Raw genomic sequence first — 24,516 nt, 5'->3', positions numbered from 1 at the left:
CACCGTATCCACGCCGCCGGACGGCCGCCGGGCGATGCGTCCGATCCGGCGATGGTCGCGCAGTGGTGCGACACGCCGACGGCTGGAGTTCATGACCCGAACGAGCCAATTCCCTGCCGAGGTGTCACGCGGGGCCTCATCGTGGCGATGCACGAGGTGGAGGTGATCAGCATGATGAACGATCGATCCGCGGCCCTGCTCGCCGCGGCGGCGGACCTGGACGAGTGCGACGGCTACGTCGTCCTGATCTTCGATCCGGAGACCGGCGAGCTCGACGCGCACGGTCCGTACGAGGGCGTGGAGGCGACCCTGCGCGCCGAGGAGATGCGCCGCGAGTTCGACGGCGACGGCCTGCCCGACGTGCTCATCCGGATCTCGCGCCTGCACAGCCCGCGCTGAGGGCCGTCCCGACGGCGGATCCCCCCACCGCCACCGGGATGGCCCTCAGCGACCGGGGTACTCCCGCGATCGGACACGGCGACGATCGACGGGAGCCACGGATGGCGAGCGGACCCACGGTCCGGGAGGCCTCGCTCGAGGTGTTCCGAGCCCACGGCATGACGACCGTGTTCGGCAACCCGGGCTCCACCGAGCTCCCCATGCTCGCCGACCTCCCCGACGACTTCCGCTACGTGCTCGGCCTCCAGGAGGCCGCGGTCGTGGGCATGGCCGACGGCTGGGCCCAGGCCGGCGGACGCCCGGCGCTGGTCAACCTGCACACCGCGCCGGGCGTCGGCAACGCCGTCGGTGCCCTGGTCAACGCGGCCGCCAACGGCGCGCCGCTCGTCGTCACCGCCGGCCAGCAGGTCCGGCCCATGCTCAACCTCGAGGCGCTGCTCACCAACCCGGACGCGACGACCCTGCCGCGCCCCGCGGTGAAGCTCTCGCTCGAGCCGGCGCGCCCGCAGGACGTCCCCGCCGTCCTCGCCCGCGCGATCCACATCGCCACGAGCCCGCCGTGGGGCCCGGTCTTCGTGTCGATCCCGATGGACGACTGGGACGCCGAGCTCGACCCGTCCACCGAGCCCGCCGGCCTCGTCGCCGGGCGTCGGGTCCACCAGCGCGCCGCGCCCGACCCGACCGGTCTGGACGCGCTCGTCGAGGCCCTCGACGCCGCCCGGGCCCCGGCGCTCGTCGTGGGCGGCGACGTCGACGCGACCGGCGGCTTCCACGACGCGGTCGCGCTCGCCGAGCGCCTCGACGCCGCCGTGTTCGCCCCACCCGTCGAGGGCCGGGTCGGCTTCCCCACCGACCACCGCCTGTTCCAGGGCGCCCTGCCGATGGCCATCGCCCCGGTCGCCGAGGCCCTCGGGCCGTTCGACGTCGTGCTCGTCGTCGGCGCCGCGGTGTTCCGCTACTACCCCTACGTGCCGGGCCCGTTCCTGCCCGAGGGGACGCGGCTGCTGCACGTCACCGCCGACCACGACCAGGCCGCCCGCGCGCCGATGGGCGACGCCGTCGTCGCCGACCCGACGCTGACGGTGCGCGCGCTGCTCGAGCGCGTCGGGACGGGGCCGGCCGACCGCGCGGCCCCGCCGCAGCCGGCGGCCCTCGACGCGCCCCGCTCGGCGGGCGAGGGACTGCTGACCGCCGAGGAGGTGTTCACCGCGCTCGCGGCGGAGTGGCCGGAGGACGCGGTGCTGGTCAGCGAGGCCCCGTCGCACCGCGCGACCCAGCAGGCGCGGTTGCCGATCACGCGGCCCGGCAGCTCGTACTTCACCGCGTCGGGCGGGCTCGGCTTCGGGCTCGCGGCCGCGGTCGGGGTGGGGCTCGCCGAGCCGGCGCGCCCGGTGCTCGCCGCGATCGGCGACGGGTCGCTGCAGTACACGGTGCAGGCGCTGGCGACGGCGGCGTCCCTGCAGGTCCCGGTCACGGTGCTGGTCCTCGACAACCAGGAGTACGCGATCCTCAAGTGGTTTGCGGCACGCGAGCAGACACCCAAGGTGCCCGGCCTCGACCTCCCCGAGCTCGACCACCTCGCGCTCGCGGCGGCCTACGGGGTGCCGGCCGAGAGCGTCGGCACCGTCGAGGAGCTGCGAGCGGCCGTGCGGCGCGGCTTCGCGGGTCCGGGACCCCGCCTGGTGCACGTGCGGGTGCCGCCGTCGGGCAGCGCGTGATCCCCCGCGCTTGACCTCCACCGTCGTCGAGGTCCGAGCCTGCACCGCGTGACCACGACCACCGAGGACGAGAATCGACGAGAGGGCTGTCGGGGGCCCGGCGTAGCGTCGATCGGGCGCCCGCACGCGGCGCCCGGGGGAGGACAGCGGTGAGCTCGCAGACCACCACGCTGCCCGCACGGCCGGCCACCGCGGACGACGCGGAGCCGGCCGTCGAGGTGGCGGATCTCGTCAAGCGCTACGGGCGCAGCAGCAGGCCCGCGGTCGACGGGCTGAGCTTCGCGGTGCGGCGCGGCGAGGTGTTCGGGCTGCTCGGGCCGAACGGCGCGGGCAAGACCACCACGGTCGGCGTCCTCACCACGCGGGTCACCAAGACCTCGGGGCGCGCGACGGTGGCGGGCATCGACGTCAGCGCCGACCCGGTCGCCGCCCGCGCGGTGCTCGGCGTCGTGCCGCAGCGACCGAACCTCGACCGGTCGCTCGACGCCCGCGGCAACCTCGTGTGGCACGCCGCGTACCACGGGGTGCCCCGGGCGCGGCGGCGCGCGCTCGCCGACGAGCTGCTCGAGCGGATGGGCCTCGCGGACAAGGCGACCACCAACCCCGACGAGCTCTCCGGCGGGCAGGCGCAGCGGCTGATCATCGCGCGCGGCCTCATGCACGACCCGCGGGTGCTGTTCCTCGACGAACCGTCGACGGGGCTCGACCCGCAGGCGCGCCTGTTCGTGCACGACCGGGTCGCGGAGCTCGCGGCGTCGGGCGTGACGGTCGTGCTCACCACCCACGACATGGACGAGGCGGCCAAGCTCGCCGACCGGGTGGGCATCGTCGACCACGGCCGGCTGCTCGCCCTCGACACCCCGTCGGCGCTGGTCGCGGCCCTGCCGGGCGAGGCCACCATCGACCTGACGCTCACCGGCGCCGACGTCGCGACCCTGCGCGGGCGCATCGACGCGGTCCGCGGCATCGCCGGGGTGGAGGACCTCACCGGCGAGCGGCCCGACACCCACCTGCGGGTGCGCTGCGACGGCGAGGCGGGCGCGGTGCTCGCCCCGGTGCTCGGGGCGGTGGCCGACGCGGGCGCGACGGTGTCCGAGGTCGATCTCGGCGAGCCGACGCTCGAGGACGTCTTCATCGACCTGACCGGGAGGGGACTGCGATGAGTGCCCCCACCGCCGCACCCCGCACCGCACCGCGGCAGGCCGGGCCCGGCCAGGGCCGCGCGTTCCTCGGGGTGCTGGGCCGCGACCTCGCGGTCACCGGCAAGGAGTTCGGCAGCTTCATCAGCCAGGTGCTGGTGCAGCCGTTCTTCCTGCTGTTCGTGTTCGGCGTGGTACTGGGCCAGCTCGGCTACGTGACGCCGGGCTACGCCCAGCTGCTGCTGCCCGGGCTGCTGGCCCTCAACGCGTTCTTCGTCGCCGTGCAGGCGACGGCGCTGCCGCTGGTCATCGACTTCTCGTACACCAAGGAGATCGAGGACCGGCTGCTCGCGCCGCTCTCGACGCGGCTGGTGGCCGTCGAGAAGATCGTGTTCGGGGCGCTGCGGGGCCTGTTCGGCTCGCTGGTGATGATCCCCGTCGGCTACCTGGTGCTCGACGAGGTGGCCTGGGACCTCGCCGGGCTGCCGCTCGCCGCCCTGCTGCTCGTGCTCGGGTCGCTGGCCGGCGGGGCGGCGGGCCTCGTCATCGGTACGCTCGTCTCGCCCCGGCGGATCAACGTGGTGTTCGCGGTGGTGATCACGCCGCTGCTGTTCACGGGCTCGACACAGTTCCCGTTCCTGCAGCTCGGGAACCTGCGCTGGTTCCAGGTCATCTGCGCGCTCAACCCGATCACCTACGTCTCCGAGGGGCTGCGCGGCGCGCTGACGCCGTCGGTGCCGCACCTCGCGGGATGGATCTGCCTGCTCGCGCTCCTCGTGTCGTGCGCCCTGTTCGGGGCCATCGGCATCCGGGGCTTCGTGCGGCGCGCGATCGACTGACGGCCGTGTTCAGAGCCCCCGGGTGGGCGGGAGACCGTCCTCGCGGCGGACGACGGTGCGCGCCCGCCGGGCGACGGCGACGCTGACGACGAGCCCGATGATCCCGACGACGACGAGGATCCACCCGACCAGCTGGATGTCGATGCCGCTCAGGGAGAAGTTGACGGCGAGGGCGAGGATGAGACCGATGGCGATGAGGGCGATGCTCGAACCGATGCGCATGCCGGTCTCTACCCGCCGCCGGGCCTCGTGACGCCGGGGGCGGAGCCGCTCGCGGTGCTGGTCGAGCGCCTGCGGGCGGTGCTGGCGGACCAGGGGTACCTCCGGCAGGCCGCGGCCCTGGACCGGGCGATGGCCGTGGCGCCGGACGGTCCTGTCGGGGACCTCGCCGTGCTCGCCCACCTCGACGACGCCGTGGCCCGGGCCCGCGAGGAGGTGGACGGCGAGCTCGCCGCCGTCCTCGGCCCGCTCGCGGCGGGCGCGGACTGGACGCAGACCGCGTCCTACGTGCGCGAGCCGCCCGGGCCCGGCTTCCTCGACGGCTACGCCCACGCGACGCTGGCGTCCGGGGCCGACGTGGCGGTGGGGCTCCTGATGCTCGGGCCGGGGGTGCACTACCCGCCGCACCACCACCCCGCCGAGGAGTTCTACCTGCCGGCGGCGACGATCCGCTGGCTCCACGGGGTCGGGCCGGCCGGTGTCCTCGTCCACCACGCGTCGTGGCAGCCCCACGCGATGACGACCGGCGAGCGCCCCGCGCTGCTCGCCTACGTCTGGACCGGCGAGGTCGCCACCCCGTCCGCCTTCTGCTGATCACCACGGGCGTGCCGCGCCGGACCGGCGGGTAGGCCCGATCCCATGCGACACCAGGAGTTCCTCGCGGGCGTGGCCACCCGAGGTGGCTTCGCCGACACCGACGACGCCCGCCGCGCGGCCGACGCCGTGCTCGCCACGCTGGCCGACCACCTGTCCGACGACGACCGCGACGCCCTCGCGCAGGCCCTGCCGAACCTCCTCGAGCAGGAGTCCGGGGTGGACCACCCGAGCCACGGCGGCGCGCCGGGCGAGGCCGACCTCGTCGAGCAGGTGGGACGCCGCACCGGCTGGCCGGCCGAGCGCGCCCGCTACGCGCTGACCGCGGTCACCGGCCAGCTCGCGGCCGAGGACGCCGACCTCGGCGAGAGGATCGCGCGCGTGCTGCCCGCCGACCTGCGGGGCGGCGGCCCGACCGTCCCGCCCGACGCCGCGTCCGAGGGCGCGCAGGGCCGCCCGCAGCCCGTCGACGCCGACGAGCTCGAGCGGGTGCTGGCCCAGGAGCTGACCTCGTGGTCGGGGGACCTCACGGGCATCCAGCGCACCGTCGAGCTGCCCTCGGAGCACCTCGACCTGCTGCTCGAGCGCCTGCGCGGCGTCGAGCGCGACGCCGGCCAGCGACTGCGCATCGTCGAGCGCACGCCGACCTCCCTGACCGTGCGGGCGCGCTCCGAGCGCCAGGAGGTCGTGACGGCGATCGACCTCGACCTCGCCGCCCGCTTCGACGACCTCGTCACCACGGTGGGCTCGGCGGCCTGACCTCCGTGCGTGATCTCCTGAGCTCAGGAGATCACGCACCTAGACCACCGAGAAGCCCGGCGGGAGGTCCGCGCGGCCGGTGAGGGCGCGCAGGAGCAGCGCACCGTGGCCCAGGCGGACGGCGGTGCGGGCGAGCACCGTCGCCACCTGGGTCGTCGTGTGCGTCGAGAAGGTGACGTCGAGGCCCGTGGCGGCGGCGATGTCGTCCCCGTGCACGACCAGCTCGATCGTGCGGGTCGGCAGGTACGACGCGAAGCGCAGGCCGCCCACGATCGTCGTGATGAGCATGTCGGGATCGGCGGCCCGCGCCGCGGCCACCGCCCGCTCCGCGAGCGCGGCGAAGGCCGCGGCCGGGTCGTCGCCGAGCGCGAGGCCCGCGTCCCGCCCGCGCCGCGCGACCGAGGCCGCATCGATGCCTCCGCCGGTGAGCGCCGGCAGCACGGCGTAGTAGCCCTCCGGCGAGTCGACGTCCTCGGTGTCGGCGGGCCGGTCCAGGTAGGTCAGCACGGTCACGAACGACCGGCTCGCGTGCCCGACCAGCGCCCGCAGGTCCCACTCCCCGAGCCCGGGGCCGTCCCACGCTTCGTCCGGTATCCGCCCGACCAGCTCGGTGACCGCCGCCGCGGCCTCGGCGTACCCCTCCATCATGTGAGCGATCTTCACGGCTATAGCCGGGAAAATCACTCACATACGACGGTCAGCTGATCAGCTTGGCGGCCACCTGGGCGAGGCGGGTGCCCTGGACGCGGGCGGCGAGCAGGGCGTCGTCGTCGGGGGCGGCCGACTTCCGCGACACCCACGACGCGCCGTACGGGTTGCCCGACGACATCAGCGACGGGTCGGCGGCGTAGCCGAGCGGCATGACCAGCGCGCCCCAGTGGTAGAGCACGTTGTTCATCGACAGGATCGTCGCCTCGAGCCCGCCGTGGCCCGTCGAGGCGCTGGTGAACGACGTCCCCACCAGGCCCGCGAGCTTGCCCTGCGCCCACAGGCCGCCGGTGGTGTCGAGGAACGCCTTGAGCTGCTCGGCGCTGTTGCCGAACCGCGTCGGGCTGCCCAGCGCGAGGCCGTCGGCCCACTCCAGGTCGTCGAGCGAGGCGAGCGTGTCGTACGGGTTGTCGTCGACCCACGCCTTCCACCGCCGGTTGGCCTCGATCGCCTCGCGCGGCGCGCGCTCGGCGACCGGCCGCACGCGGGTCTCGGCGCCCGCCTCCCGCGCACCCTCGGCGAGGGCCTCGGCGAGCGCGGCCACGTTCCCGGTCGCGGAGTAGAAGACGACGGCGATGCGCGGCGCCCTGCCGGACGGCTCGGTCACGGGTCCTCCCGGGTCGGTGTGGGCCCCGATCATGACCCGTCCGGGGGTGTGCGGCCGCGCCGGGTCCCGCCGCTCCCGGCGACGACGGGCCGCACGCGGCGCCGTCGCATAGCAGGATGAAGGTGTGACGACGGGCGAGGCGCGGGCGATCGCCCCCGCGCGCCCGGACGCCGCCCCGGACACGCCCTCGAGCACGCCCCCGAACACGGCCCCGGACACGGCCCCGGACACGGCCCCGAACACCGCCCCGACGACCGCCCCGGACACCGCCCCGCGCGGCCTGGTCGGGCTCTACCGCCGGCTCTCGGGCCTCGTCGCCGGGCCCGCCGCGGACGCCCAGGCGGTGACGACCGTGATGGCCGGGGAGCTCGGGGTGCTCGCCGCCGTCGTCGGCCCCGCCGGCGAGGTGCTCGCCGCGGCCGCGCCGGGCACGGGCCCCGCCGAGGCGTCCGCCCTGGTCCGCGCCGAGGCCCGCACCGCCGTGTGGCCGCGCACCCTCGACGTCGCCGCGGGCGTCGGCCGCGCGCTGCGGGTGCCCGGCCCCGGCCACCTCGTCCAGGTCGTCGCCCCGGTGCTGCTCGGCCGCGAGGTGCCCGCGTTCGTGCTCGCCGAGGAGGACACCACCGCCCGCGACCGCCCCGACGCCCTCGCCGGCGACGACGCCCTGCTGCTGGTCGCCGAGCACGCCGCGACCGTGGTCGGTGTCCTCGCCGGGCGCGACCGCGTGCTCGCCACCGCCGCCGGCCAGGTGCGCGGCGACCTCGTCTCGGGGCTCCTGCTCGACCGCGCCCGCGACGCCGACCAGGCCGCCCAGTGGGCCGAGCACCTCGGCTACGACCACGGCGTCGCGCACCGCGTGGTCGTCGTGTCGCCCGACGACGACGCCGCCCACGGGGCCGGGCCCGCGAGCCTGCTCGGCGACGCCGAGGAGCACCTGCTCGCCGCCGCCCCCACCGCGCTGACCGTCGTCCGCGACACCGAGACCGTCGCCGTCGTCCCCGAGGCCGCCGACCCGGGGGCCGTCGGGGCCGCCTGCGCCCGCCGCCTCGCGCGCGGCCGCGTGCCCGACCCGGACGCGCACTGGCCGGTCACCGTCGCCGTCGGCGGCACCGTCCGCGAGCCCGGCGAGATCGCCACCTCCTACGACCAGGCCCGCCGCACCCTCGTCGCCGCCCGCCGCCTCGGGCGCAGCGGCCGGGTGCTGCGCTTCGACGACCTCGGCGTGCACCGCCTGCTGCTCCAGATCCCCGACCCCGAGGCGGCCCGCGCCTTCGCCCACGAGGTGCTCGGCCGGCTCGCGACCGACCGCTCCGAGCGCACCGTCGAGCTGCTGCGCACCCTCGCCCGCTACTTCCTCGAGGACGGCAGCCCCCAGCGGGTCGCCAAGGCCCTCAACGTCCACCCCAACACCGTCGGCTACCGGCTGCGGCGCGCCGAGGAGCAGAGCGGGCTCGACCTCGACGCCTACCGCGACCGCCTCGCCGCGCAGGTGGCGCTGGAGATCCTCGGGGAGATGGAGGCGTGAGCGAGTCCTTCACCGACGCGCTGGCGCGCCGCGTGCTGCTCGCCGACGGCGCGATGGGCACGCTGGCCCGGGCCAGCGGCGGGCGGGTCGAGGGCCACGGGGCCGAGCTCTGCGTCGTCGCGCCGGAGCTGGTCACGGCGCTGCACGAGCGCTACCTCGCCGCCGGGGCCGACGTCCTCCAGACCCACACCTTCGCCGCCTCGCGGCCCCGCCTCGAGCGCCACGGGCTCGCCCGCCGCGTCCGGGAGATCAACCTCGCGGGCGCCCGGCTCGCCGCCGCGGTGCGCGACGGGGCGGGCCGTCCGGCCTGGGTCGCCGGGTCCGTGTCGCCGGTGACCCCGCCCGGCCAGGCCGCGCCCGCCGACCCCGCACGGGCCGCGGCCGCGGTCCGCGAGCAGGTCGAGGCGCTCGCCGAGGGCGGCGTCGACCTCGTGGTGCTCGAGACCTTCAGCCGCGCCGACGAGCTGCTCGCCGCCGTCGAGGCGGTCCGCGAGGTGACCGACCTGCCCGTCGTCGCCCAGGCCACGTTCGTCGACGAGGACGCCGGGCACGTCACCACGGCCGGCGAGTCGCCCGCGGACGTCGTCGCGCGCCTGGCCGGGGCGGGCGCGGTCGCGATCGGCACCAACTGCACCCTCGGCCCCCAGGGCCTGCTCGACGTCGTGCGCCGGATGGGCCCGACCGACGGCCCGGTGCTCTCCGCCCAGCCCAACGCCGGGCTGCCGCACGTCGTCGCCGACCGCAGCGTGCGCTTCGCCGGCGACGCCGAGCACTTCGCGCGCTACGTGCTGCGCTACGTCGAGGCCGGCGCGCGCCTCGTCGGGGGCTGCTGCGGCACGACGCCCGAGCACATCGCGGCGGCCGCGCGGGCGCTGACCACCCACGACGCCTGGTCCCCGCCGGCGAGCCCGCCGGACCCGGGCGCCCCGCCCGCACCCCGCCGGCGCGCCGCACCCGCCCCCGTCCCGGACGAGACCGCCGACCACACCGCCGACGGCGCCGGCCCCGGGCGCGGGGCGGTGGAGCGCTGGCTGCGCCCGCGCCGGTCGGGCCGGGACTTCCTCGTCGCCGCGGAGGTCGCGGGCGCCGGCGGCCCCGACGAGCACCTCGCCCGCGCCCGCCGCGCCGTCGCCGGGGGCGCGTCGGTGCTGTGGGTCAGCCGGCCGCGGACGCGGCGCGCCAGCACGAGCACCGCCGCGCTCGGGGTGCACCTGCACGACCGCGTCGACGTCGACACCGTCCTGACCGTCACGAGCTGGCAGACCAGCATGCTCGCGCTGCAGGCCGACCTGCTCGGGCTGCACGCGCTGGGCCTGCACACGCTCGTCTGCGAGACGGGCAACCCGCCGGTGCACGCCGAGCAGGCCGTCCGCGACGGCGTGTGGGAGGTCGACGGGCTCGCGCTCCTGCGGCTCGCGGCCGGGCTCAACCGCGGGGTCGACGCCGATGGCGCGGAGCTGGGCACGCCGACCGCGTTCCGCCTCGGTGCCCGGGTCACGCCCGGCGCCGAGGACCTCGCCCACGAGGCCGAGCGGGCCGTCGCGAAGGTCGAGGCCGGCGCGGAGTTCCTCGTGACGCGCCCGGTGTTCGAGCTCGAGCGGCTGCGGGCGGTCGTCGAGACCCTGGAGGCGGCGGGGCGGCGTGTCCCGGTGCTCGCGTCGGTCGGGGCGCTGACGGGCTACGCCCAGGCCGAGCACCTGCACCACGAGGTGCCCGACGTCGTCGTGCCGGAGGCCGTGGTCGAGCCGATGCGCCGCGCCGGCGACGGACCCGACGCCGCCGACACGGGGCTGGCGCTCGCGGCCGACCTGGTGGCGGAGGCCGCCGACCTGGTCGAGGGCGTCGTCGTGCGCTGGCCCGGGCCGGATCCGGCGACCGCCCTCGCGCGGCTGCGCGCGGCGGCCGGCGGGCGGGTCAGGCGCTGACGGCCTCGGTCTCGACGACGGTGTCGGCGGCGGTGTCCACGGCGCGGCCGGTGCGCGGCAGGGGCAGCACCGTGGGCCGGGCGACGCCGCGCAGGCGGGCGACGGTGGCGCGCAGGTAGGCCACCTCGCGCGTCAGCGACGCGACGGTCTCGCCGTCGAAGTCGTAGGACATCTCGGGGGGCATGACCACGACCCCGCAGCACGGGCACGTCGTCGGGGCGTCCATCGTCGTCACCTCGAGGTCTGCTTCGGCGCCACCGGGCGGGGGCCCGGGATGACCTCCAGTCTTCGGGCCGGCGCTCGGCCGGGCACTGTGCCCGCCCACAGAGATCACGACGGCACCGTTGTGGCCCGCCACAGCGTGCCGGGGCGGTGCCTCCGGATGGCCCTAGGCCGGTCCCTCGACCAGCCGAGCGCGCCAGGCCTCGATGTCCGCGTCGGACACGCCCGCCTCGCGCAGCGGGGCGCGCGGGTCGTCGTCGACGAGGTCGAGCACCGGGTCGAGGTGCGCGGGCGTGACCCCGATCCGGCTCGCCTCGACGCCCGGGTCGACGGCGCCCTGGGCCACGAGCCGGTCGCGCAGGGCGACGCGGTGGTCGTTGGTGGCGGCGAAGTCGGCGGCCACGGTGGCGCGGTCGACGCCGGCCGCGCGCAGCAGCAGGGCGACGGCGACGCCGGTGCGGTCCTTGCCCGCCGCGCAGTGCACGAGCACCGGGCCCGGCCCGTGCGCCGCGACCCCGAACAGCTGGGGCAGCCACGCCTCGCCGATGCGCACGAGCAGCAGGTAGAGCTCGTCGACGCCGAGCTCGCCCCGGCGTCCGCGGGCCTGCTCGGCTGGGGCGAGGGCCTCGATCAGCGGCAGGGAGGTCAGCTCGGCGCCGAGGGCGGGCAGCGGGTGCGGGTCGCGGAGCTCGGCGGGGTTGCGCAGGTCGACGACGCTGCCCGGCGGCCAGGCGAGCCCGCCGGGCCCGACGGTGTCGTCGCCGGCGAGCGGCGCGTCGGCCCGCCACAGCACGCCGGGCCGGGTCCGGCCGCCGTCGACGGTGGCCATGCCGCCGACGTCGCGGAGGTTGGCGAGGTGCCGGGTGACGTCGGTGCGGGAGTCGGGGGAGTGGTCCGTGCGCGTCGCGGACACCGCGGGTCTCCTTCGTCGGGACCCCCATCGTCCCCCGGCTCCCGCCTCGTCCCGGGCGGGTCGTGGGCCACTTCACCCTCGGGGTGCCGTGCGCCGTCGACGGGGCCAGGCTGGACCGGTGGCCAGTTCCGACGCCAGCTCCGACGACGCCCTGGTCCTCCGCGCCCCGCGCCCGTCCGACGAGCCGGTCGCGCGCGCGGCGCAGTCGGCGCTCGCCCCCGACGGCTTCGACTTCGGGCTGTGGCCCGCCGGCGAACCGTGGCTCGCCTACCTCGACCGCCTCGACCGCGAGCAGCGCGGCGTCGACCTGCCGCCGGGCCGGGTGCCGATGACGTTCCTCTACGCCGAGGTCGGCGGGCGGGTCGTGGGGCGGACCTCGATCCGGCACATGCTCAACGACACCCTCTGCGTCGAGGGCGGGCACGTCGGCTACGCGGTCCTGCCCGGCGAGCGCCGCCGCGGCTACGCCACCGCGATCCTGCGCCGGAGCATCGAGCTGCTGCGCGCCCGCGGCGTCGGCCCCGTCCTCGTGACCTGCCGCGAGGACAACCCCGGCTCGCTCGCGGTCATCACCCGCTGCGGTGGGCGGCCCGACCCCGGCTGGCCGGCGTCGCGCCCCCACGGCGCCGGCCGGCCCGCGACCCTGCGGTTCTGGATCGGCTGACCCGGCCATGGGCTGGAGGGTCACCGACGACGTCGAGGAGTTCTGGGCCGCGGCCGCGGGCTTCCTCGCGGCGCACCGCGTGGCTTGCACGATCGAGCTGACGATCGCCGACACCCTGCGCCGCCGCGGCCCGGAGGCGTACGGCGGTCCCAGCACGCTGGCCTGGTGGGACGACGGGGTCGGCGCGTCGGCCGTGCTCGTCCACACCCCGCGGCACCGCCCGGTCGTCTCGGCGATGCCGCCCGGCGCCGCCGTCGCGTGGGCGGCGCAGTGGCCCTGCCCGCACCGCGTGCTCGGTCCGGCGACGACCGTCGCCGAGCTCGCCGCGGCCTGGGACGCGACGTGGACGCCGGTCCTCACCGAGCGGCTGCACCGCCTCGCGGGCCTGCGGCTCCCGGCCGACCCCACCCCGACCCGGCTCGCCGGCGACGCCGACCGCGACCTGCTGTGGGTGTGGCTGGGGGAGTTCCACCACCAGGCCACCCCGCAGGACCCACCGCCGCAGCGGGCGGCGCTCGACGTGGCGATCGACGAGTCCCGGGTGGTGGTCGCGGTGCCCGACGGCGGGCCGGTCGCGTACGCGTCGACGTCGCCGGTGGTGCTCGGGACCGCCCGGATCGGCCCCGTCTACACGCGCCCCGAGCACCGCGGCCGCGGGCACGGGGCGGCGGTCACCGCGGCGGCGGCGCAGCGGGCGCAGGCGCGGGGCGCCGACGAGGTCCTGCTGTTCACCGACCTCGACAACCCGACGAGCAACGCGCTCTACGCCCGGCTCGGGTTCGTCGGGCTCGTCGACCTCGTGGACGCCGACCTCGTTCCGACGGCCCCCACGGCACGGAAGAACGTGTAGCTGAAGGTCCCGCCGGGCTCGGCGGTGCGCAGGAGGTCGCGCACGCCGGCGTCGAAGCGCTCGGGGGTGGTGAGGCCGGCGGCCAGGGCCGGCTCGCGGACCCCGGCGACCATCGGGGTGAAGGTCCGGCGCACCAGGCTGTCGGCGAGGTCGGGGCGCCCGGCGTGCGCGTGGGCGGTGCGGGGCTCGACGGTGACGTCGTCGAACCCGGCGTCGGCGAGCAGCGGGGCCAGGCGCCGCCCGATCCCGGCGTCCCCGCCGGCCTGCCGCTGGAGCACCTCCTGGCAGGCGATCACGGCCCGCGCGTCGGCGCTGTCGGGGTGGAACGCGGTGGCGCCGTGGTCGCCCTCGACGACGGTGATCGTGCCGCCCGGGCGCAGCGCACCCCGCAGCGCGCGCAACGCCTCCACGGGCCGGGGCAGGTGCTCGAGCAGGAAGAACACGACGACGTGGTCGACGGGGCCGGGCGGGTCGTGGACGTCGCCGAGCCGCACGTCGACGCGGTCGGCGAGGCCCGCGGCCTCGACCCGGGCGCGAGCCGCGGCGACCTGGCCGGGCTCGCGGTCGAGGGCGGTGAACCGCGCGCCGGGGCTGCGGGCGGCGAGCACGACCGTCTGCGCGCCGACGCCGCAGCCCGGCTCGAGGACGTGGGCGCCGTCGGGGAACGCGACGCCCTCGTGGAGGAGGTCGGCGAGCGTGGCGGCCTGGTCGCGCAGCCGGGTCGCCTCGCTCGCGTGGTAGCCGTGGACGTAGGACCCGATCATGGTCATCTCCCGGAGCACGGTGGTGAGGACGTCCTCGCCGGCGGCCGCCGGCGGACCGGCGAGGACCTCGGCGAGGCGGTCCCGGACCGTCCGGCGCCGCCGCAGGTCGGCGTCGACGCCCGCGAGGTGGGCGCGCAGCGTCGCGGCCGGGTCGGGGTCGCTGCCGTCGAGCAGGGCCGCGACCTGCTCGAGGCGCAGGCCGAGCGCCCGCAGCGTGATCGCGCGGTGCAGCCGGACGACGTCGGCGGGCGAGTACAGCCGGTGGCCGGCGGGCGTCCGGGACGGCGAGACCACCCCGCGCTCGTCCCAGTGCCGCAGCACGCGCACCGAGAGCCCGGTGGCCTCGGCCAGCTCGCCCACCGTGTGCCCCGTCGCCACGCCGGGGACGGTAGGACCTCACACCGTGGGAGGGGCAAGCGTCAATCAAGGGTTGACGACGACCAGCATCGTCAACCTAGAGTGGACGCATGGCCGCCACGCCCCCGACCCCCGTCCGACTCGACGACCTCATCAACGCGATCACCTCGGTCCACACCGACACCCTCGAGCAACTCCAGGACGCCGTGCTCGCCGCCGAGCACCTCGGCGAGGTCGCCGACCACCTCATCGGCCACTTCGTCGACCAGGCCCGTCGCTCCGGGGCGTCGTGGACCGACATCGGCAAGCGCATGGGCGTCACCAAGCAGGCCGCCCAGAAGCGGTTCGTGCCGAAGGGCGCCACCGGCGAGATCGACATGGAGGAGGGCTTCGGGCGCTTCACGCCGCGGGCCCGCAACGTCGTCGTCGCCGCGCAGGAGGAGGCCCGCCGGTCGCACCACGCCGAGATCACCCCGGCCCACCTGGCGCTCGGGCTGCTCCACGAGCCGGAGTCGCTGGCCGTGCTGACGATGACGGCGCTCGGCGTGTCGCCCGAGACGGTGCGTCGCACGCTCGTCGGCACCCTCCCGCCGCGGGCCCCGGAGATCGGGGCGCTCATCCCGTTCGACGCCGCCAGCAAGAAGGCGCTCGAGCTGACGTTCCGCCAGGCCCTGCGCCTCGGGCACAACTACGTCGGCACCGAGCACATCCTGCTCGCGCTGCTCGAGCAGGAGGACGGCGCCGGCACCCTCACCGGGCTCGGGCTGGGTCGCGACGCCGTCGAAGGGCACGTCGTGCGCACGCTGTCGACGCTCTCCGGGGCCCCGCAGGACCCGGAAACGGGGTGAGCTCCGCCCCCGTCCGTGATCGGATGGCGGCGTGCACGTCGCGTTCACCCGGCGCCCCGACGGCGGGTCGCTCGCGGACATCGACCGCGGGGACGGCCTGCGGCTGCGGCTGCGCTCCTACGACCGCACCGGCCCGGTCCCGCACGACGCCGTCCACCTCCTCGGCGAGCGCGCACTCGGCCTGCGGCGCGGGCTCTGGGGCTCGATCCGGGCGGGCGCGCTGTTCGACAGCCTGGAGATCACCGGCGGGAAGCCCCGCCACGACCGGCGGCGGGTGTCCGACCGCGTGCGCCGCGACCACGCCCGGGACCTGCGGCTCGCGGAGGTCGTCGTGGGCGTGCTCTCCCACGGCATCGACCGCCGCGCCCCGGACGTCGCGGCGGCCCTCGACGAGGCCTGGGGCATCACCGAGACCGGACGCGCGCCCTTCACCGCCGAGCAGGTCGGCACGGCGCTCACCGACCTCCGTGAGCTGCGCGAGCGCTGGCGGCGGCTGGGCCCCGACGAGGCGCTGACCTACACCTGGTGCGCTCCGCGCAGGTGAGCACTTCCGCGTGCTCCAGCACGCTTTTCTGCTCACGAGCGCGCAGCGCCCCTAGACGCCGTAGACGCGGCCCGGGGTGACGAGCACCGCGGCCCGGCGCTCGCGGGCCATCGTCTCGTCGTAGGCGATCCAGTCGTCGTGCTGCCCGCCGGCGGCGACGAAGACCTCGCGGAGCAGGGCCGGGACGTCGTCGACACCGGGGAGCGGGTCGTCCGGGCCCGCGATCTCGGCGCCGCCCTCGACCGTGGTCCAGCGCCAGCCGGAGCGCACGGTGATCGTCGTCCACGGCCGCGCCCGCAGGTTGGCGAGCTTCACCGACCCGCCCGCCGCCACCAGCGCCAGGATCGGCGTCCCGTGCACCGGGTGGTCCATGACGCCGGCGTTGACGACGCTCGACTGGATCGACCCGTCCGCCCGCGCCGTCGACACGACGACCAGGAAGTGCTCGCCGGCGGCGCGCTCGCGGAAGTCGTCGAGGTCCATGCCCGCGAGCGTGGCACGGGCTCAGCCCGGCGCGAACCCGAACGGGAGCTCGAGGCGGTGAGCGGCGAGGAAGTCCGCGTCGGCGAGCAGCTCGCGGGTCGGGGCGTCGGCGACGACCACGCCGCCGTCGATCACCACCGAGCGCGGGCAGAGCTGCAGGGCGTAGGGCAGGTCGTGGGTGACCATGAGCATCGTCCGGTCCAGCCCGAGCAGCACCTCGGCGAGCTCGCGGCGCGCGACCGGGTCGAGGTGGGTGGACGGCTCGTCGAGCACGAGGATCTCCGGGTCGCACGCCAGCACCGTCGCCAGGGCGGCCCGGCGCCGCTGGCCGCCGGAGAGGTGCATGGGGGAGCGGTCGGCGAGCTCGGCGACCCCGACCGCGTCGAGCGCCTCCTTCACCCGCAGCGAGAGCTCCGGCTCCGTGACCCCGAAGTTCGCGGGCCCGAACGCGACGTCGTCGGCGACGGTGGGCATGAACAGCTGGTCGTCGGGGTCCTGGAAGACGATCCCGACCCGCCGGCGGATCTCCTGGAGGTTCTCGCGCGTCACCTCGAGCCCGCCGACCCGCACCGCGCCCGCCCCGGCGCGGTGCACGCCGTTGAGGTGCAGCACCAGCGTCGTCTTCCCGGCGCCGTTGGGCCCCAGCAGGGCCACGCGCTCGCCGCGCTCGATGCGCAGGTCCACGCCGAAGAGGGCCTGGTGGCCGTCGGGATAGGCGAAGGCCAGGCCGGAGACCTCGAGGCTGGCGGTCACCAGGCCCAGTATCCGGACACCGCCAGCAGGGCGGCGGCGACGGCGGGCACGAGCGCGACCGACCACGTGGCCCGCGACGCGGGCGCGGTGGTGAACGCGGGCATGGTGCCGGTGTAGCCCCGCGACAGCATCGCCAGGTGCACGCGCTCGCCCCGCTCGTACGAGCGCAGGAACAGCGCGCCCACCGAGCGCACGGTCGCCCCGAGCTGCCAGGCGAAGCGCGGGTCGTGGCCCCGCGAGATCCGGGCCAGGCGCATGCGCCGGGCCTCGGCGACGATCACCTCGAGGTAGCGCAGCATCAGCGTCGCGATCACGCACACCATCGACGGCACCCGCAGCCGCGAGAGCCCGGAGACGAGGTCGCGCAACGGGGTGGTCGCGGCGAGCGTCACCGACACCAGCACGCCCAGCGTGCCCTTGACCAGGATGTTCCAGCCCGCGAGCAGCCCGTCGACGGCCAGCGACATCCCCCACCACTCCACGCGGGGGCCGCCGGCGAAGAACGGCAGCAGCACCGCGAGGACGACGAACGGCGCCTCGATCAGCGCGCGCGTCGCGAGCCAGCCCGGCGGGATGCGCGCGGCGACCCACACGCCCACCAGCAGCAGGAACTGCAGCCCGAAGACCGCGAACGCCTCCCGCGGCGTCGCCACCACCGCGAGCACGACCAGGAACGCCACGACGATCTTGACGTGCGCCGGCAGCCGGTGGACCACCGAGTCACCGGCGCGGTAGAGCGGGTGCGCGTGCCCGGCGGCCACCGCTACTCGACCCGGCTGGGGGTCTCGTCGCGGCCGCGGCGCCGGAGGAGCCAGAACAGCCCGCCGGCCACGACCAGCGTCACGAGCACGCCGATGACGCCCGCGACGCCGGTGGTGCCCTCGGACCCGCCGACGGCGTAGTCGGCCAGCGGGCTCCCGGCGGTGGCGTGCTCGCCGGCGTTCTGGGCGATGCACTGCCCGCCCACCGGCTCGCCGGCCTCGTCGAGCTCGCACCCGGTCTGCGTCACTGCGTCCAGGCCATCGGGGCTGCCGCTCGCGGCGTAGGACACCACGCCGGCCAGGAGCAGGGCGACGACGAGGCCGGCCCAGAACGCCGGCGGCAGCTTCTTCACGCCCGCACCCCCGTGATCGTCAGCGACGGCGTGGCCGAGCGGGTCAGGTGGACGAGGTCGGGGCGCACGGACGCGACGGCGCCGACGGTGAGCGCGGTGATGATCCCCTCGCCGATCCCGATCAGCGCGTGGAAGCCCGTCATCAGCCCGAGCACGGTGCCGAGCGCGAGGCCCTCGCCGCCGATCGCGTACTCGAGCACGAAGCCCAGCGACGCGACGACCGTGTTCACCCAGGCCGCCACGAACGCCGTGAGCACGAGCCCCCCGCGGCTGCGCGTCGCGATCCGGCGCATCGCGACGGCCACGCCGTAGCCGACGAAGGTGCCGAGCAGCGCCATGTTCGTGATGTTGGTGCCGAGCGCGGAGAGCCCGCCGTCGGCGAAGAGCAGCGCCTGGAGCAGCAGCACGATCGACACGCAGACGGCGCCCACGTAGGGCCCGACGAGGATCGCGCAGAGCGCGCCGCCGAGCAGGTGCCCGCTGACCCCGGGCAGGATCGGGAAGTTCAGCATCTGCACGGCGAAGACGAAGGCCGCGACGAGCCCGGCCATCGGGGCCGTGCGGTCGTCGAGGTCGCGGCGGGCACGCGCGACGCACACGGCGAGGCCGAGCACGGCGACGAGCCCGAAGATCACCGACGTCGGTGCGTCCACGATGCCGTCGCTCATGTGCATGGCGACGAGCCCGGTGTGCGGCTCCAACGCGTCACCCCCAGTCCGGCGGGCCACCCGGACGGGTGGCGCGGTCTTGAGTGTGTCGCAGGTGAAGCGTTGTCGCACTAGTCCTGCGACAACCGAGAACTGGCCGAAGAGAGGGTGTGGCCGGGAGGGGTGTCGTGGTCCGGCGGCGTCAGGACGCGAGGGCGAAGAACTCCAGCGCGTTGCCGTCGGGGTCGGTGAACGACAGCGCCCAGCCGTAGTCGGCCTCCACGACGCCGCCGTGCGCGACGCCGATGAGGTCGAGGTGGGTCTGCCACGCGGCGACCTCGGCGCGGTCGGCGCACGCGAACCCGACGTGGTCGAGGCCGGGGGCGACGACGTCGAAGCGGTCGCCGGAGCGGGCGCCCTCGTGGGCGGTGAGCCCGAAGAGCTGCCCGCCGGCCAGGGCGAACACCTTCCGCTCGAACGGGCCGTCGGCCAGCGTCATCGCCGGCTCGACGCCGAACAGCCGCTGGTACCAGGGCAGGCTGGTCGCGAGGTCGGTCACCGACAGCGCGACGTGGGAGATCGAGGGCAGTTCGGGCACGTGCGGACGGTAGCGCGCGGTCAGTCGGCGCGGACCCCGAAGCGCCGGGGCCCGCGCAGGACGGTCGCGACCCGCGGCACGAACCGCCCGGCCGGGCGCAGGCGGGGCCGGCGCTCCGCGAGCATCTCGAGGGCCACCTCGCCCTCCATGCGCGCCAGCGCCGCGCCGAGGCAGTAGTGCGCGCCGCCGGAGAACGCGAGGTGGGTCGTGGCCTGCTCGCGGTGCGGGTCGAACCGGTCGGGGTCCGGGTGCGCGGCGGGGTCGCGGCCGGCGCTCGCGAGCAGCACGAGCACCCCGGTGTCGCGGCGCAGCCGCTGCCCGCCGAGCTCGACGTCGGAGTGGGCGAACCGCGCCGTGAGCTGCACCGGCGGGTCCCACCGCAGCGTCTCCTCGACCACGGCCGCCGCGAGGCCCGGGTCGGCGACCAGGTCGTCCCAGGTGCCCGAGGTGTGCAGCGCCCGCGCGGCGTTCCCGACGAGGTTGGTCGTCGTCTCGAACCCCGCGATGAGCAGCAGCTGCGCCAGCGACACGAGCTCGTCGAGGGTCAGCGTGCCCTCGTCGAGCGCGTGCACGAGCTGGGAGATGACGTCCTCGCCGGGGTCGGCGCGGCGGCGCTCGACGAGGTCGGCGAACAGGGCGCGCAGGTCGGCGGTCGCCCGCGACAGGGCGTGGGCGTGGCGCACCGAGCGGACGCCGTCGAGCGCGGCGCCGACCACCCGGCCCCAGGCGGCGAAGCGCGGGGTGTCGACGTCGGGGATGGCGAGCAGCTCGGAGATGACGCTGATCGGCAACGGCGCGGCGAGGGCGCTGACCAGGTCGAACGGCCCGTCGGCCGGGGCCCCGTCGAGCAGCCGGCCGGTGACGGCGCGGGCGGTCTCGCGGTACTGCGCGAGGCGCTTCGGCGCGAACGTCGGCTGGGCGAGGCGGCGCAGCCGGGTGTGGTCGGGGGCGTCGAGACCCAGCAGGGACAGGTCGATGGGCTCGATCAGCGCGGTGCCGGGGTCGGTCGGGTCGTGGTTCGACGGGCCGCCCGAGGCCGTGCTCGCGTCGTCGGTGGGGTCGAACGGCATCCGCCCGTCCGCGAGCCGCACCCCGAAGCGGCGGTCCCGCAGCACGGCCGTGCACGCCTCGTGGGTGGCGACGGCCCGGATGCCGGTGCGGCTGCGCGCCACCCCGCCGGACGCCTCGCCGGCGGCCCGCAGCCGCGCGTAGGTCGGGTACGGGTCGAGGCGCCACGGCCTGTGCATGAGGCGCGCGACGGGGTCGCCGCGCACGGCGAGCGCGAGGCCACCGGCGCGCATCGCGACGATCCGGGAGCCCAGGCGGAGGTCCGCCCGCCAGCGCGGCAGGGGCGACGGCGCGGTGCGGGGGTCCGCCTCGTCGGTGGTCCTCGTCGTCACGTACCCAGAGTATGACGGTGCGGCGTGTCACGCCCCGTCCGGCTGGACCGTCTGTCACGGCGAGCGGAGGGTGGGTGGTGTCCGGGACATCTCGGACAGGCCCGAACAGGCACCGCCCGGTGCCGTGGACCACGATGCCACCGAGGGCTGCACACCAGCGGCCCCCCGCGGACGGGAGCGAGACGTGACGAGCACCAGCCCGGCTCCGCGCGCGCCGCTCGGCGTCGCCGACCCGGTACGGCTGCTCCGCTCCTGGACCCCGGGCAGCGGTTCCTGGTTCTCCGGGCCCGCCGGGTCGCTGCGCACCCGCGGTGTCCTCGCCCGCCTGCCCTCGGGCGACGCCGACGCGGTCCTGCGCCGGCTGCGCGACCTCGGCGACCGGGCCGTCGCCGTCGGTGCCCTGCCCTACGACCCGGCCGGCGACGCGCACCTCGTCGTCCCCGAGCACGTCGAGCGCGCCGACCCCCTCGGCGCGGTCCTCGTCGCCGGCCCCGGCACCTCGCCCGTCGCCGGCACCGCCCGCCCGATCCCCGCCCCCGCGGCCTACGAGGCGATGGTCGGCGAGGCGCTCGCGCGCATGGCGGCCGGCGGGCTGGACAAGGTGGTGCTCGCCCGGGTGCTCGAGGTCGTCGCCGACGGGCCGGTCGACGCGGTGCCGATGCTGCGCGAGCTCGCCCGCCGCGACCCGCGCAGCTACCTCTTCGCCGTCGACCTCCCGCCCGAGCGCGCGGGGACCCCGCGCACGCTGCTCGGCGCGAGCCCCGAGCTGCTGCTCTCGCGGCGCGGTTCGACGGTCACCGCGAACCCCCTCGCCGGCTCGGCCGCGCGGTCGTCGGACCGCGACGAGGACCGCCGCCGGGGCGAGGCGCTGCTCGCGTCGGCGAAGGACCGCCACGAGCACGCGTTGGTCGTCGCCGACGTCGCCGAGCGGCTGCGGCCCCTCGTCGACGACCTCGAGGTGCCCGAGGAGCCGTCGCTGGTCCGCACGCCGACCCTGTGGCACCTGTCCACCACCGTGCGCGCCCGCGCCACCGACCGCGACGCCTCGGCGCTGCACCTCGCCCAGGCCCTGCACCCGACCCCGGCGGTCTGCGGGGTGCCCCGCGCGGCCGCGCACACCGCGATCACCGAGATCGAGCCGTTCGACCGCGGCTTCTACACCGGCGCCGTCGGCTGGACCGACGCCCGCGGCGACGGCGAATGGGTCATGGCGCTGCGCTGCGGTGAGGTCCAGGGCGACCGCGTGCGGCTGTGGGCGGGCGCCGGCATCGTGCCCGCGTCGCGGCCGGCCGACGAGCTCGCCGAGACCGGGGTCAAGCTGCGCACCCTGCTCGACGCGCTGGGCCTCGACGAGGCGTGAGCTCCTGGGACGAGGTGCGGGCCGGTCGCGAGCTGCTCCGCGACGACGACCTGCTCGTCCTCGACAAGCCCGCGGGCTGGTCGGTGATGGGCGAGCGCCACGACACCGACCTCGTCCGCCTGGCCCGCGACGCCGGCGAGACGCTCTGGCCGGCCCACCGCATCGACAAGGTGACCTCGGGGATCGTGCTCTTCGCGCGCCGCCTCGAGGCGCACGGCGTCCTCACCCGCCAGTTCGCCGACCGCACCGTCGCCAAGACCTACCTCGCCGTCGCGTCCGGCGCCGGCCTGCCCGACCGGGGCACGATCGAGCTCCCGCTGTCGGTGGGCCGCAAGAACCGGGTGCGGATCGCCGCGCCCCGCGAGGCCATCCGCTGCGCCGACGGGGTGTGGTCGGTGCCCGAGGACGCGGTCCTGCCCGGCGACGTCTACCCGTCGACGACGACGTTCGCGGTGCTCCGCCGCGGCGCGGACCGGACCCTGCTCTCGGTGACGCCGACGACCGGCCGGCGCCACCAGATCCGCGTCCACCTCGCCTGGATCGGCCACGCCCTCGTCGGCGACCCGCTGTTCGAGAAGGCCCCGACCACCCGCACCGGCCTGCACGCCTGGCGCCTGGGCTTCACCGGCCCCGACGGCACCCGCCACGACCTCGAGGCCCCGCCGGGCGACGACTTCGACGCCCTGTGCCCTCCGGGCAGGTGAGCAGAAAGAAGTGCTCCAGCACTTCTTTCTGCTCACGAGCGCGCAGCGCACCTACGCCAGGGCCGCGGCCAGGTTCCCGATCGTCGCGCGCATCTCGTCGGCGCCGACCTCGGTCACGCGCCCGAGGATCGCGGGGTCGGTGAGGTCCGCCCAGTCGTGGTAGTGGGTCACCACGGTCCGGTCGTCACCGTCCGGCGCCAGCTCCCAGCCCCACACGTGGCCCGACGGCGCTTCGCCGGGCTTGGCCGGCGTCCAGGCCAGGGCGCGGTCCTCCTCGTAGCGCACCACGTGGTTCTCGACCCGGTAGCGCCCGCGCGCGGCGTGGTCCATCTCCATGACGAACACCTCGCCGATCTCGGTGATCGCGAGGTGGGTGTGCGAGGCGTGGACGGTGCCGCTGCCGTCGAGGTCGGGGTGCCGGTCGGGGTCGGCGAGCAGGGCGAAGACCCGCTCGACGGGGGCGTCGACGGTGTCGGTGACCTCGATGCGCGTGTCGCTCACGGCTCGATGGTGTCAGGTGCGCGGTCGTGGCCGGCCGTCGCGGCGGGTACCTGGCGCGCATGGGCACGCCGGAGATCACGTTGCACCGGGGCGACATCACGACCGCGGAGGTCGACGCCGTCGTCAACGCCGCGAACTCCGGGCTCCTCGGCGGCGGCGGCGTCGACGGCGCCATCCACCGCGCCGGCGGACCGGAGATCCTCGAGGCGTGCCGCGAGCTGCGGCGCACGACGCTGCCCGACGGCCTGCCGACCGGGCAGGCCGTCGCCACCACGGCCGGGCGCCTGCCCGCCCGCTGGGTGATCCACACCGTCGGCCCCGTGTACGCGAAGAGCGAGGACCGCTCGGAGCTCCTCGCGTCGGCGTACCGCGAGTCGCTGCGGGTGGCCGACGAGGTCGGCGCGCGGACCGTCGCGTTCCCCGCGGTGTCGGCGGGCGTGTACGGGTGGCCGCTCGACGACGCGGCGCGGATCGCCGTCACGACCGTGCGCATCACCGAGAGTGCGGTCCGCGAGGCACGGTTCATCCTGTTCAGCGATCAAGTCTTCGACGCCTTCGCCCGTGCAGCGGCATCGAGTGGGTGACCGGCCCCTCGCCCTGAACGCGCTGTGTCCACGACGCACGGAACCCACAGTGGTTGTGCGCCGAACCGGTTCCGGTGACGTGCTCCGGACCACCGGAACGGTCCGTGACCCCGTCGTGACTGCCTCGTTGTGCCGGTCGGATCGCGCGGTGTGGGAGCCGCGCGACGCGATCGAGGGGCAGGACGCATGGCGGGCAGGCATCGCAGGGGGACGCAGCGCGGGGTGCCCTCCGGCCGGATCGCGGTCTCGGTGGCCACGATCGGTCTCGGGGCGCTCCAGCTCGGCGGTGTCGCCGTCGCGGCGCCGGCGGGGGGCGGCGGCGGTGTCGACGGCACGTCGTGCACCGACGCGCGCATCAAGGCGTGCGTCGACCTGTCGGAGAACCGCGCCTGGCTGCTCGACGGCCAGGGCAACGTCGTCTACGGGCCGGTGCGCAACAGCCACGGCGCCGAGGGTCAGGAGACCCCGACCGGCGACCACATCATCCAGCGCAAGGAACGGCACCACGTGAGCCAGGAGTACGAGGGCTCGCCGATGCCGTACGCGGTGTTCTTCGACAACGAGGGCCGCGCGTTCCACGGCGGCAGCACCGACCGCGAGTCGGCCGGCTGCGTGCGCCTCGGCCCGGACGACGCGAAGCGCTTCTTCGAGCACCTGAACCCGAACGACCGGGTCCAGATCGTCGAGTAGGACCTCCCGCGCGACCTGCGGGTCGAGGCCGGGCGCGGCGGGGGGGGGGGGCCCCCCCGGCCATGATCCCCACGTCTCCACGATCTCG

The 24,516-nt window shown here is 76.4% G+C and carries 30 protein-coding genes; 16 read left to right on the top strand and 14 right to left on the bottom strand.

The genetic code is table 11. The features are described 5' to 3' along the window. The first annotated feature begins 171 nt into the window (after nucleotides 1-171). The 4 genes from PH190_RS29035 to PH190_RS29020 all read left to right on the top strand — a co-directional run bounded on the left by PH190_RS29035 (nucleotide 172) and on the right by PH190_RS29020 (nucleotide 4,095). Nucleotides 172-399: a hypothetical protein gene (locus PH190_RS29035; RefSeq protein WP_274235023.1), complete on the top strand. Its 228-nt coding sequence runs from the start codon at nucleotides 172-174 to the stop codon at nucleotides 397-399. Nucleotides 400-500: 101 nt separating this feature from the next. Then, on the top strand, nucleotides 501-2,117 hold the full coding sequence (mdlC, locus tag PH190_RS29030) for a benzoylformate decarboxylase (protein ID WP_274235022.1): 1,617 nt from the start codon (nucleotides 501-503) through the stop codon (nucleotides 2,115-2,117). 149 nt (nucleotides 2,118-2,266) lie between these two features. Beyond that, on the top strand, nucleotides 2,267-3,280 hold the full coding sequence (locus PH190_RS29025) for an ABC transporter ATP-binding protein (RefSeq protein ID WP_274235021.1): 1,014 nt from the start codon (nucleotides 2,267-2,269) through the stop codon (nucleotides 3,278-3,280). Then, the gene (locus PH190_RS29020; RefSeq protein ID WP_274235020.1) at nucleotides 3,277-4,095 is read left to right on the top strand and encodes an ABC transporter permease; all 819 of its coding nucleotides are present in this window, start codon (nucleotides 3,277-3,279) and stop codon (nucleotides 4,093-4,095) included. Before PH190_RS29025 ends, PH190_RS29020 begins: the two co-directional genes overlap by 4 nt. Nucleotides 4,096-4,104: 9 nt before the next feature. On the opposite strand, the gene PH190_RS29015 is transcribed toward PH190_RS29020, so the two are convergent. Continuing rightward, nucleotides 4,105-4,317, bottom strand: coding sequence for a DUF6458 family protein (locus tag PH190_RS29015; protein WP_274235019.1), 213 nt, complete (start codon nucleotides 4,315-4,317; stop codon nucleotides 4,105-4,107). A 27-nt stretch (nucleotides 4,318-4,344) separates the two neighbouring features. On the opposite strand from PH190_RS29015, the gene PH190_RS29010 reads away from it, so the two are divergent. Both PH190_RS29010 and PH190_RS29005 read left to right on the top strand, forming a co-directional pair. Continuing rightward, nucleotides 4,345-4,908 carry a dimethylsulfonioproprionate lyase family protein gene (locus PH190_RS29010; RefSeq protein WP_274235018.1) on the top strand — a complete coding sequence of 188 codons (564 nt, stop codon included), beginning with the start codon at nucleotides 4,345-4,347 and terminating at the stop codon, nucleotides 4,906-4,908. Nucleotides 4,909-4,953: 45 nt separating this feature from the next. Further along, nucleotides 4,954-5,667, top strand: a complete 714-nt coding sequence (locus PH190_RS29005) for a DUF2267 domain-containing protein (protein ID WP_274235017.1) — start codon at nucleotides 4,954-4,956, stop codon at nucleotides 5,665-5,667. A gap of 39 nt (nucleotides 5,668-5,706) precedes the next feature. Here PH190_RS29005 and PH190_RS29000 read toward each other — a convergent pair whose 3' ends face one another. Next, on the bottom strand, nucleotides 5,707-6,330 hold the full coding sequence (locus PH190_RS29000) for a maleylpyruvate isomerase N-terminal domain-containing protein (protein ID WP_274235016.1): 624 nt from the start codon (nucleotides 6,328-6,330) through the stop codon (nucleotides 5,707-5,709). Between the two features lie 34 nt (nucleotides 6,331-6,364). Next, entirely contained in the window at nucleotides 6,365-6,982 is a 618-nt protein-coding gene (gene wrbA / locus PH190_RS28995) for an NAD(P)H:quinone oxidoreductase (protein ID WP_274235015.1), read from the bottom strand. A 124-nt stretch (nucleotides 6,983-7,106) separates the two neighbouring features. On the opposite strand from wrbA, the gene PH190_RS28990 reads away from it, so the two are divergent. Both PH190_RS28990 and PH190_RS28985 read left to right on the top strand, forming a co-directional pair. Further along, complete coding sequence (locus tag PH190_RS28990) at nucleotides 7,107-8,507, top strand: PucR family transcriptional regulator (RefSeq protein ID WP_274235014.1); 1,401 nt, start codon at nucleotides 7,107-7,109, stop codon at nucleotides 8,505-8,507. Next, nucleotides 8,504-10,432 (top strand): homocysteine S-methyltransferase family protein, encoded by a 1,929-nt coding sequence (locus PH190_RS28985; RefSeq protein WP_274235013.1) that lies wholly within the window; start codon nucleotides 8,504-8,506, stop codon nucleotides 10,430-10,432. The genes PH190_RS28990 and PH190_RS28985 overlap by 4 nt, the downstream gene beginning before the upstream one ends. On the opposite strand, the gene PH190_RS28980 is transcribed toward PH190_RS28985, so the two are convergent. Together PH190_RS28980 and PH190_RS28975 are read right to left on the bottom strand one after the other, a co-directional pair. Further along, nucleotides 10,422-10,658, bottom strand: a complete 237-nt coding sequence (locus tag PH190_RS28980) for a hypothetical protein (RefSeq protein WP_274235012.1) — start codon at nucleotides 10,656-10,658, stop codon at nucleotides 10,422-10,424. The genes PH190_RS28985 and PH190_RS28980 overlap by 11 nt on opposite strands. Before the next feature lie 162 nt (nucleotides 10,659-10,820). After that, nucleotides 10,821-11,567 carry a tyrosine-protein phosphatase gene (locus tag PH190_RS28975; protein WP_274235011.1) on the bottom strand — a complete coding sequence of 249 codons (747 nt, stop codon included), beginning with the start codon at nucleotides 11,565-11,567 and terminating at the stop codon, nucleotides 10,821-10,823. Between the two features lie 118 nt (nucleotides 11,568-11,685). Between PH190_RS28975 and PH190_RS28970 the strand changes: the two genes are divergently transcribed. After that, entirely contained in the window at nucleotides 11,686-12,231 is a 546-nt protein-coding gene (locus tag PH190_RS28970; protein ID WP_274235010.1) for a GNAT family N-acetyltransferase, read from the top strand. Nucleotides 12,232-12,238: 7 nt separating this feature from the next. After that, nucleotides 12,239-13,081, top strand: coding sequence for a GNAT family N-acetyltransferase (locus PH190_RS28965; RefSeq protein ID WP_274235009.1), 843 nt, complete (start codon nucleotides 12,239-12,241; stop codon nucleotides 13,079-13,081). On the opposite strand, the gene PH190_RS28960 is transcribed toward PH190_RS28965, so the two are convergent. After that, nucleotides 12,994-14,223, bottom strand: a complete 1,230-nt coding sequence (locus tag PH190_RS28960) for a MerR family transcriptional regulator (protein ID WP_274235008.1) — start codon at nucleotides 14,221-14,223, stop codon at nucleotides 12,994-12,996. The two genes, PH190_RS28965 and PH190_RS28960, sit on opposite strands and share 88 nt — an antisense overlap. A gap of 89 nt (nucleotides 14,224-14,312) precedes the next feature. On the opposite strand from PH190_RS28960, the gene PH190_RS28955 reads away from it, so the two are divergent. Both PH190_RS28955 and PH190_RS28950 read left to right on the top strand, forming a co-directional pair. Further along, nucleotides 14,313-15,050 (top strand): Clp protease N-terminal domain-containing protein, encoded by a 738-nt coding sequence (locus PH190_RS28955; RefSeq protein WP_274235007.1) that lies wholly within the window; start codon nucleotides 14,313-14,315, stop codon nucleotides 15,048-15,050. Nucleotides 15,051-15,081: 31 nt separating this feature from the next. Further along, nucleotides 15,082-15,594 carry a hypothetical protein gene (locus PH190_RS28950; RefSeq protein WP_274235006.1) on the top strand — a complete coding sequence of 171 codons (513 nt, stop codon included), beginning with the start codon at nucleotides 15,082-15,084 and terminating at the stop codon, nucleotides 15,592-15,594. A 51-nt stretch (nucleotides 15,595-15,645) separates the two neighbouring features. Here the strand turns inward: PH190_RS28950 and PH190_RS28945 are convergent, their stop codons facing one another. From PH190_RS28945 to PH190_RS28915, 7 genes are all read right to left on the bottom strand, one after another. Then, on the bottom strand, nucleotides 15,646-16,077 hold the full coding sequence (locus PH190_RS28945) for a pyridoxamine 5'-phosphate oxidase family protein (RefSeq protein ID WP_274235005.1): 432 nt from the start codon (nucleotides 16,075-16,077) through the stop codon (nucleotides 15,646-15,648). A 21-nt stretch (nucleotides 16,078-16,098) separates the two neighbouring features. Continuing rightward, the gene (locus PH190_RS28940; RefSeq protein ID WP_274235004.1) at nucleotides 16,099-16,830 is read right to left on the bottom strand and encodes an energy-coupling factor ABC transporter ATP-binding protein; all 732 of its coding nucleotides are present in this window, start codon (nucleotides 16,828-16,830) and stop codon (nucleotides 16,099-16,101) included. Next, nucleotides 16,827-17,591: a cobalt ECF transporter T component CbiQ gene (gene cbiQ, locus PH190_RS28935; RefSeq protein ID WP_274235003.1), complete on the bottom strand. Its 765-nt coding sequence runs from the start codon at nucleotides 17,589-17,591 to the stop codon at nucleotides 16,827-16,829. Before cbiQ ends, PH190_RS28940 begins: the two co-directional genes overlap by 4 nt. A 2-nt stretch (nucleotides 17,592-17,593) precedes the next feature. Beyond that, the gene (locus PH190_RS28930) at nucleotides 17,594-17,944 is read right to left on the bottom strand and encodes a PDGLE domain-containing protein (RefSeq protein ID WP_274235002.1); all 351 of its coding nucleotides are present in this window, start codon (nucleotides 17,942-17,944) and stop codon (nucleotides 17,594-17,596) included. Further along, nucleotides 17,941-18,618 (bottom strand): energy-coupling factor ABC transporter permease, encoded by a 678-nt coding sequence (locus tag PH190_RS28925; RefSeq protein ID WP_274235050.1) that lies wholly within the window; start codon nucleotides 18,616-18,618, stop codon nucleotides 17,941-17,943. The genes PH190_RS28930 and PH190_RS28925 overlap by 4 nt, the downstream gene beginning before the upstream one ends. 175 nt (nucleotides 18,619-18,793) lie before the next feature. After that, entirely contained in the window at nucleotides 18,794-19,189 is a 396-nt protein-coding gene (locus PH190_RS28920) for a VOC family protein (protein WP_274235001.1), read from the bottom strand. Nucleotides 19,190-19,209: 20 nt separating this feature from the next. Beyond that, nucleotides 19,210-20,589, bottom strand: coding sequence for a cytochrome P450 (locus tag PH190_RS28915; protein ID WP_274235000.1), 1,380 nt, complete (start codon nucleotides 20,587-20,589; stop codon nucleotides 19,210-19,212). A 184-nt stretch (nucleotides 20,590-20,773) separates the two neighbouring features. On the opposite strand from PH190_RS28915, the gene PH190_RS28910 reads away from it, so the two are divergent. Then, complete coding sequence (locus PH190_RS28910) at nucleotides 20,774-21,949, top strand: isochorismate synthase (protein WP_274234999.1); 1,176 nt, start codon at nucleotides 20,774-20,776, stop codon at nucleotides 21,947-21,949. Next, nucleotides 21,946-22,653: an RluA family pseudouridine synthase gene (locus PH190_RS28905; RefSeq protein ID WP_274234998.1), complete on the top strand. Its 708-nt coding sequence runs from the start codon at nucleotides 21,946-21,948 to the stop codon at nucleotides 22,651-22,653. The genes PH190_RS28910 and PH190_RS28905 overlap by 4 nt, the downstream gene beginning before the upstream one ends. A 51-nt stretch (nucleotides 22,654-22,704) precedes the next feature. Here PH190_RS28905 and PH190_RS28900 read toward each other — a convergent pair whose 3' ends face one another. Then, nucleotides 22,705-23,154: an SRPBCC family protein gene (locus PH190_RS28900; protein WP_274234997.1), complete on the bottom strand. Its 450-nt coding sequence runs from the start codon at nucleotides 23,152-23,154 to the stop codon at nucleotides 22,705-22,707. Nucleotides 23,155-23,213: 59 nt separating this feature from the next. Between PH190_RS28900 and PH190_RS28895 the strand changes: the two genes are divergently transcribed. Then, nucleotides 23,214-23,738 (top strand): O-acetyl-ADP-ribose deacetylase, encoded by a 525-nt coding sequence (locus PH190_RS28895; RefSeq protein ID WP_274235049.1) that lies wholly within the window; start codon nucleotides 23,214-23,216, stop codon nucleotides 23,736-23,738. Between the two features lie 186 nt (nucleotides 23,739-23,924). Next, nucleotides 23,925-24,428: a L,D-transpeptidase gene (locus tag PH190_RS28890; protein WP_274234996.1), complete on the top strand. Its 504-nt coding sequence runs from the start codon at nucleotides 23,925-23,927 to the stop codon at nucleotides 24,426-24,428. Nucleotides 24,429-24,516: the final 88 nt, after the last annotated feature.

This window comes from Actinomycetospora straminea, from assembly GCF_028737255.1.
GTDB classification, from domain to species: domain Bacteria; phylum Actinomycetota; class Actinomycetes; order Mycobacteriales; family Pseudonocardiaceae; genus Actinomycetospora; species Actinomycetospora straminea.
This window is presented reverse-complemented; position numbering and strand designations above follow the sequence as displayed.

Bases quoted from the DNA above. Each gene is read 5' to 3' on its own strand.
- PH190_RS29005 (WP_274235017.1), top strand. From the start codon at position 4,954: ATGCGACACCAGGAGTTCCTCGCGGGCGTGGCCACCCGAGGTGGCTTC.
- PH190_RS28890 (WP_274234996.1), top strand. From the start codon at position 23,925: ATGGCGGGCAGGCATCGCAGGGGGACGCAGCGCGGGGTGCCCTCCGGC.
- PH190_RS28955 (WP_274235007.1), top strand. From the start codon at position 14,313: ATGGCCGCCACGCCCCCGACCCCCGTCCGACTCGACGACCTCATCAAC.
- PH190_RS28980 (WP_274235012.1), bottom strand. From the start codon at position 10,658: ATGGACGCCCCGACGACGTGCCCGTGCTGCGGGGTCGTGGTCATGCCC.
- PH190_RS28965 (WP_274235009.1), top strand. From the start codon at position 12,239: ATGGGCTGGAGGGTCACCGACGACGTCGAGGAGTTCTGGGCCGCGGCC.
- PH190_RS29035 (WP_274235023.1), top strand. From the start codon at position 172: ATGATGAACGATCGATCCGCGGCCCTGCTCGCCGCGGCGGCGGACCTG.
- PH190_RS28925 (WP_274235050.1), bottom strand. From the start codon at position 18,618: ATGCACATGAGCGACGGCATCGTGGACGCACCGACGTCGGTGATCTTC.
- PH190_RS28895 (WP_274235049.1), top strand. From the start codon at position 23,214: ATGGGCACGCCGGAGATCACGTTGCACCGGGGCGACATCACGACCGCG.
- PH190_RS29020 (WP_274235020.1), top strand. From the start codon at position 3,277: ATGAGTGCCCCCACCGCCGCACCCCGCACCGCACCGCGGCAGGCCGGG.
- PH190_RS29015 (WP_274235019.1), bottom strand. From the start codon at position 4,317: ATGCGCATCGGTTCGAGCATCGCCCTCATCGCCATCGGTCTCATCCTC.
- mdlC (WP_274235022.1), top strand. From the start codon at position 501: ATGGCGAGCGGACCCACGGTCCGGGAGGCCTCGCTCGAGGTGTTCCGA.
- PH190_RS28945 (WP_274235005.1), bottom strand. From the start codon at position 16,077: ATGGACCTCGACGACTTCCGCGAGCGCGCCGCCGGCGAGCACTTCCTG.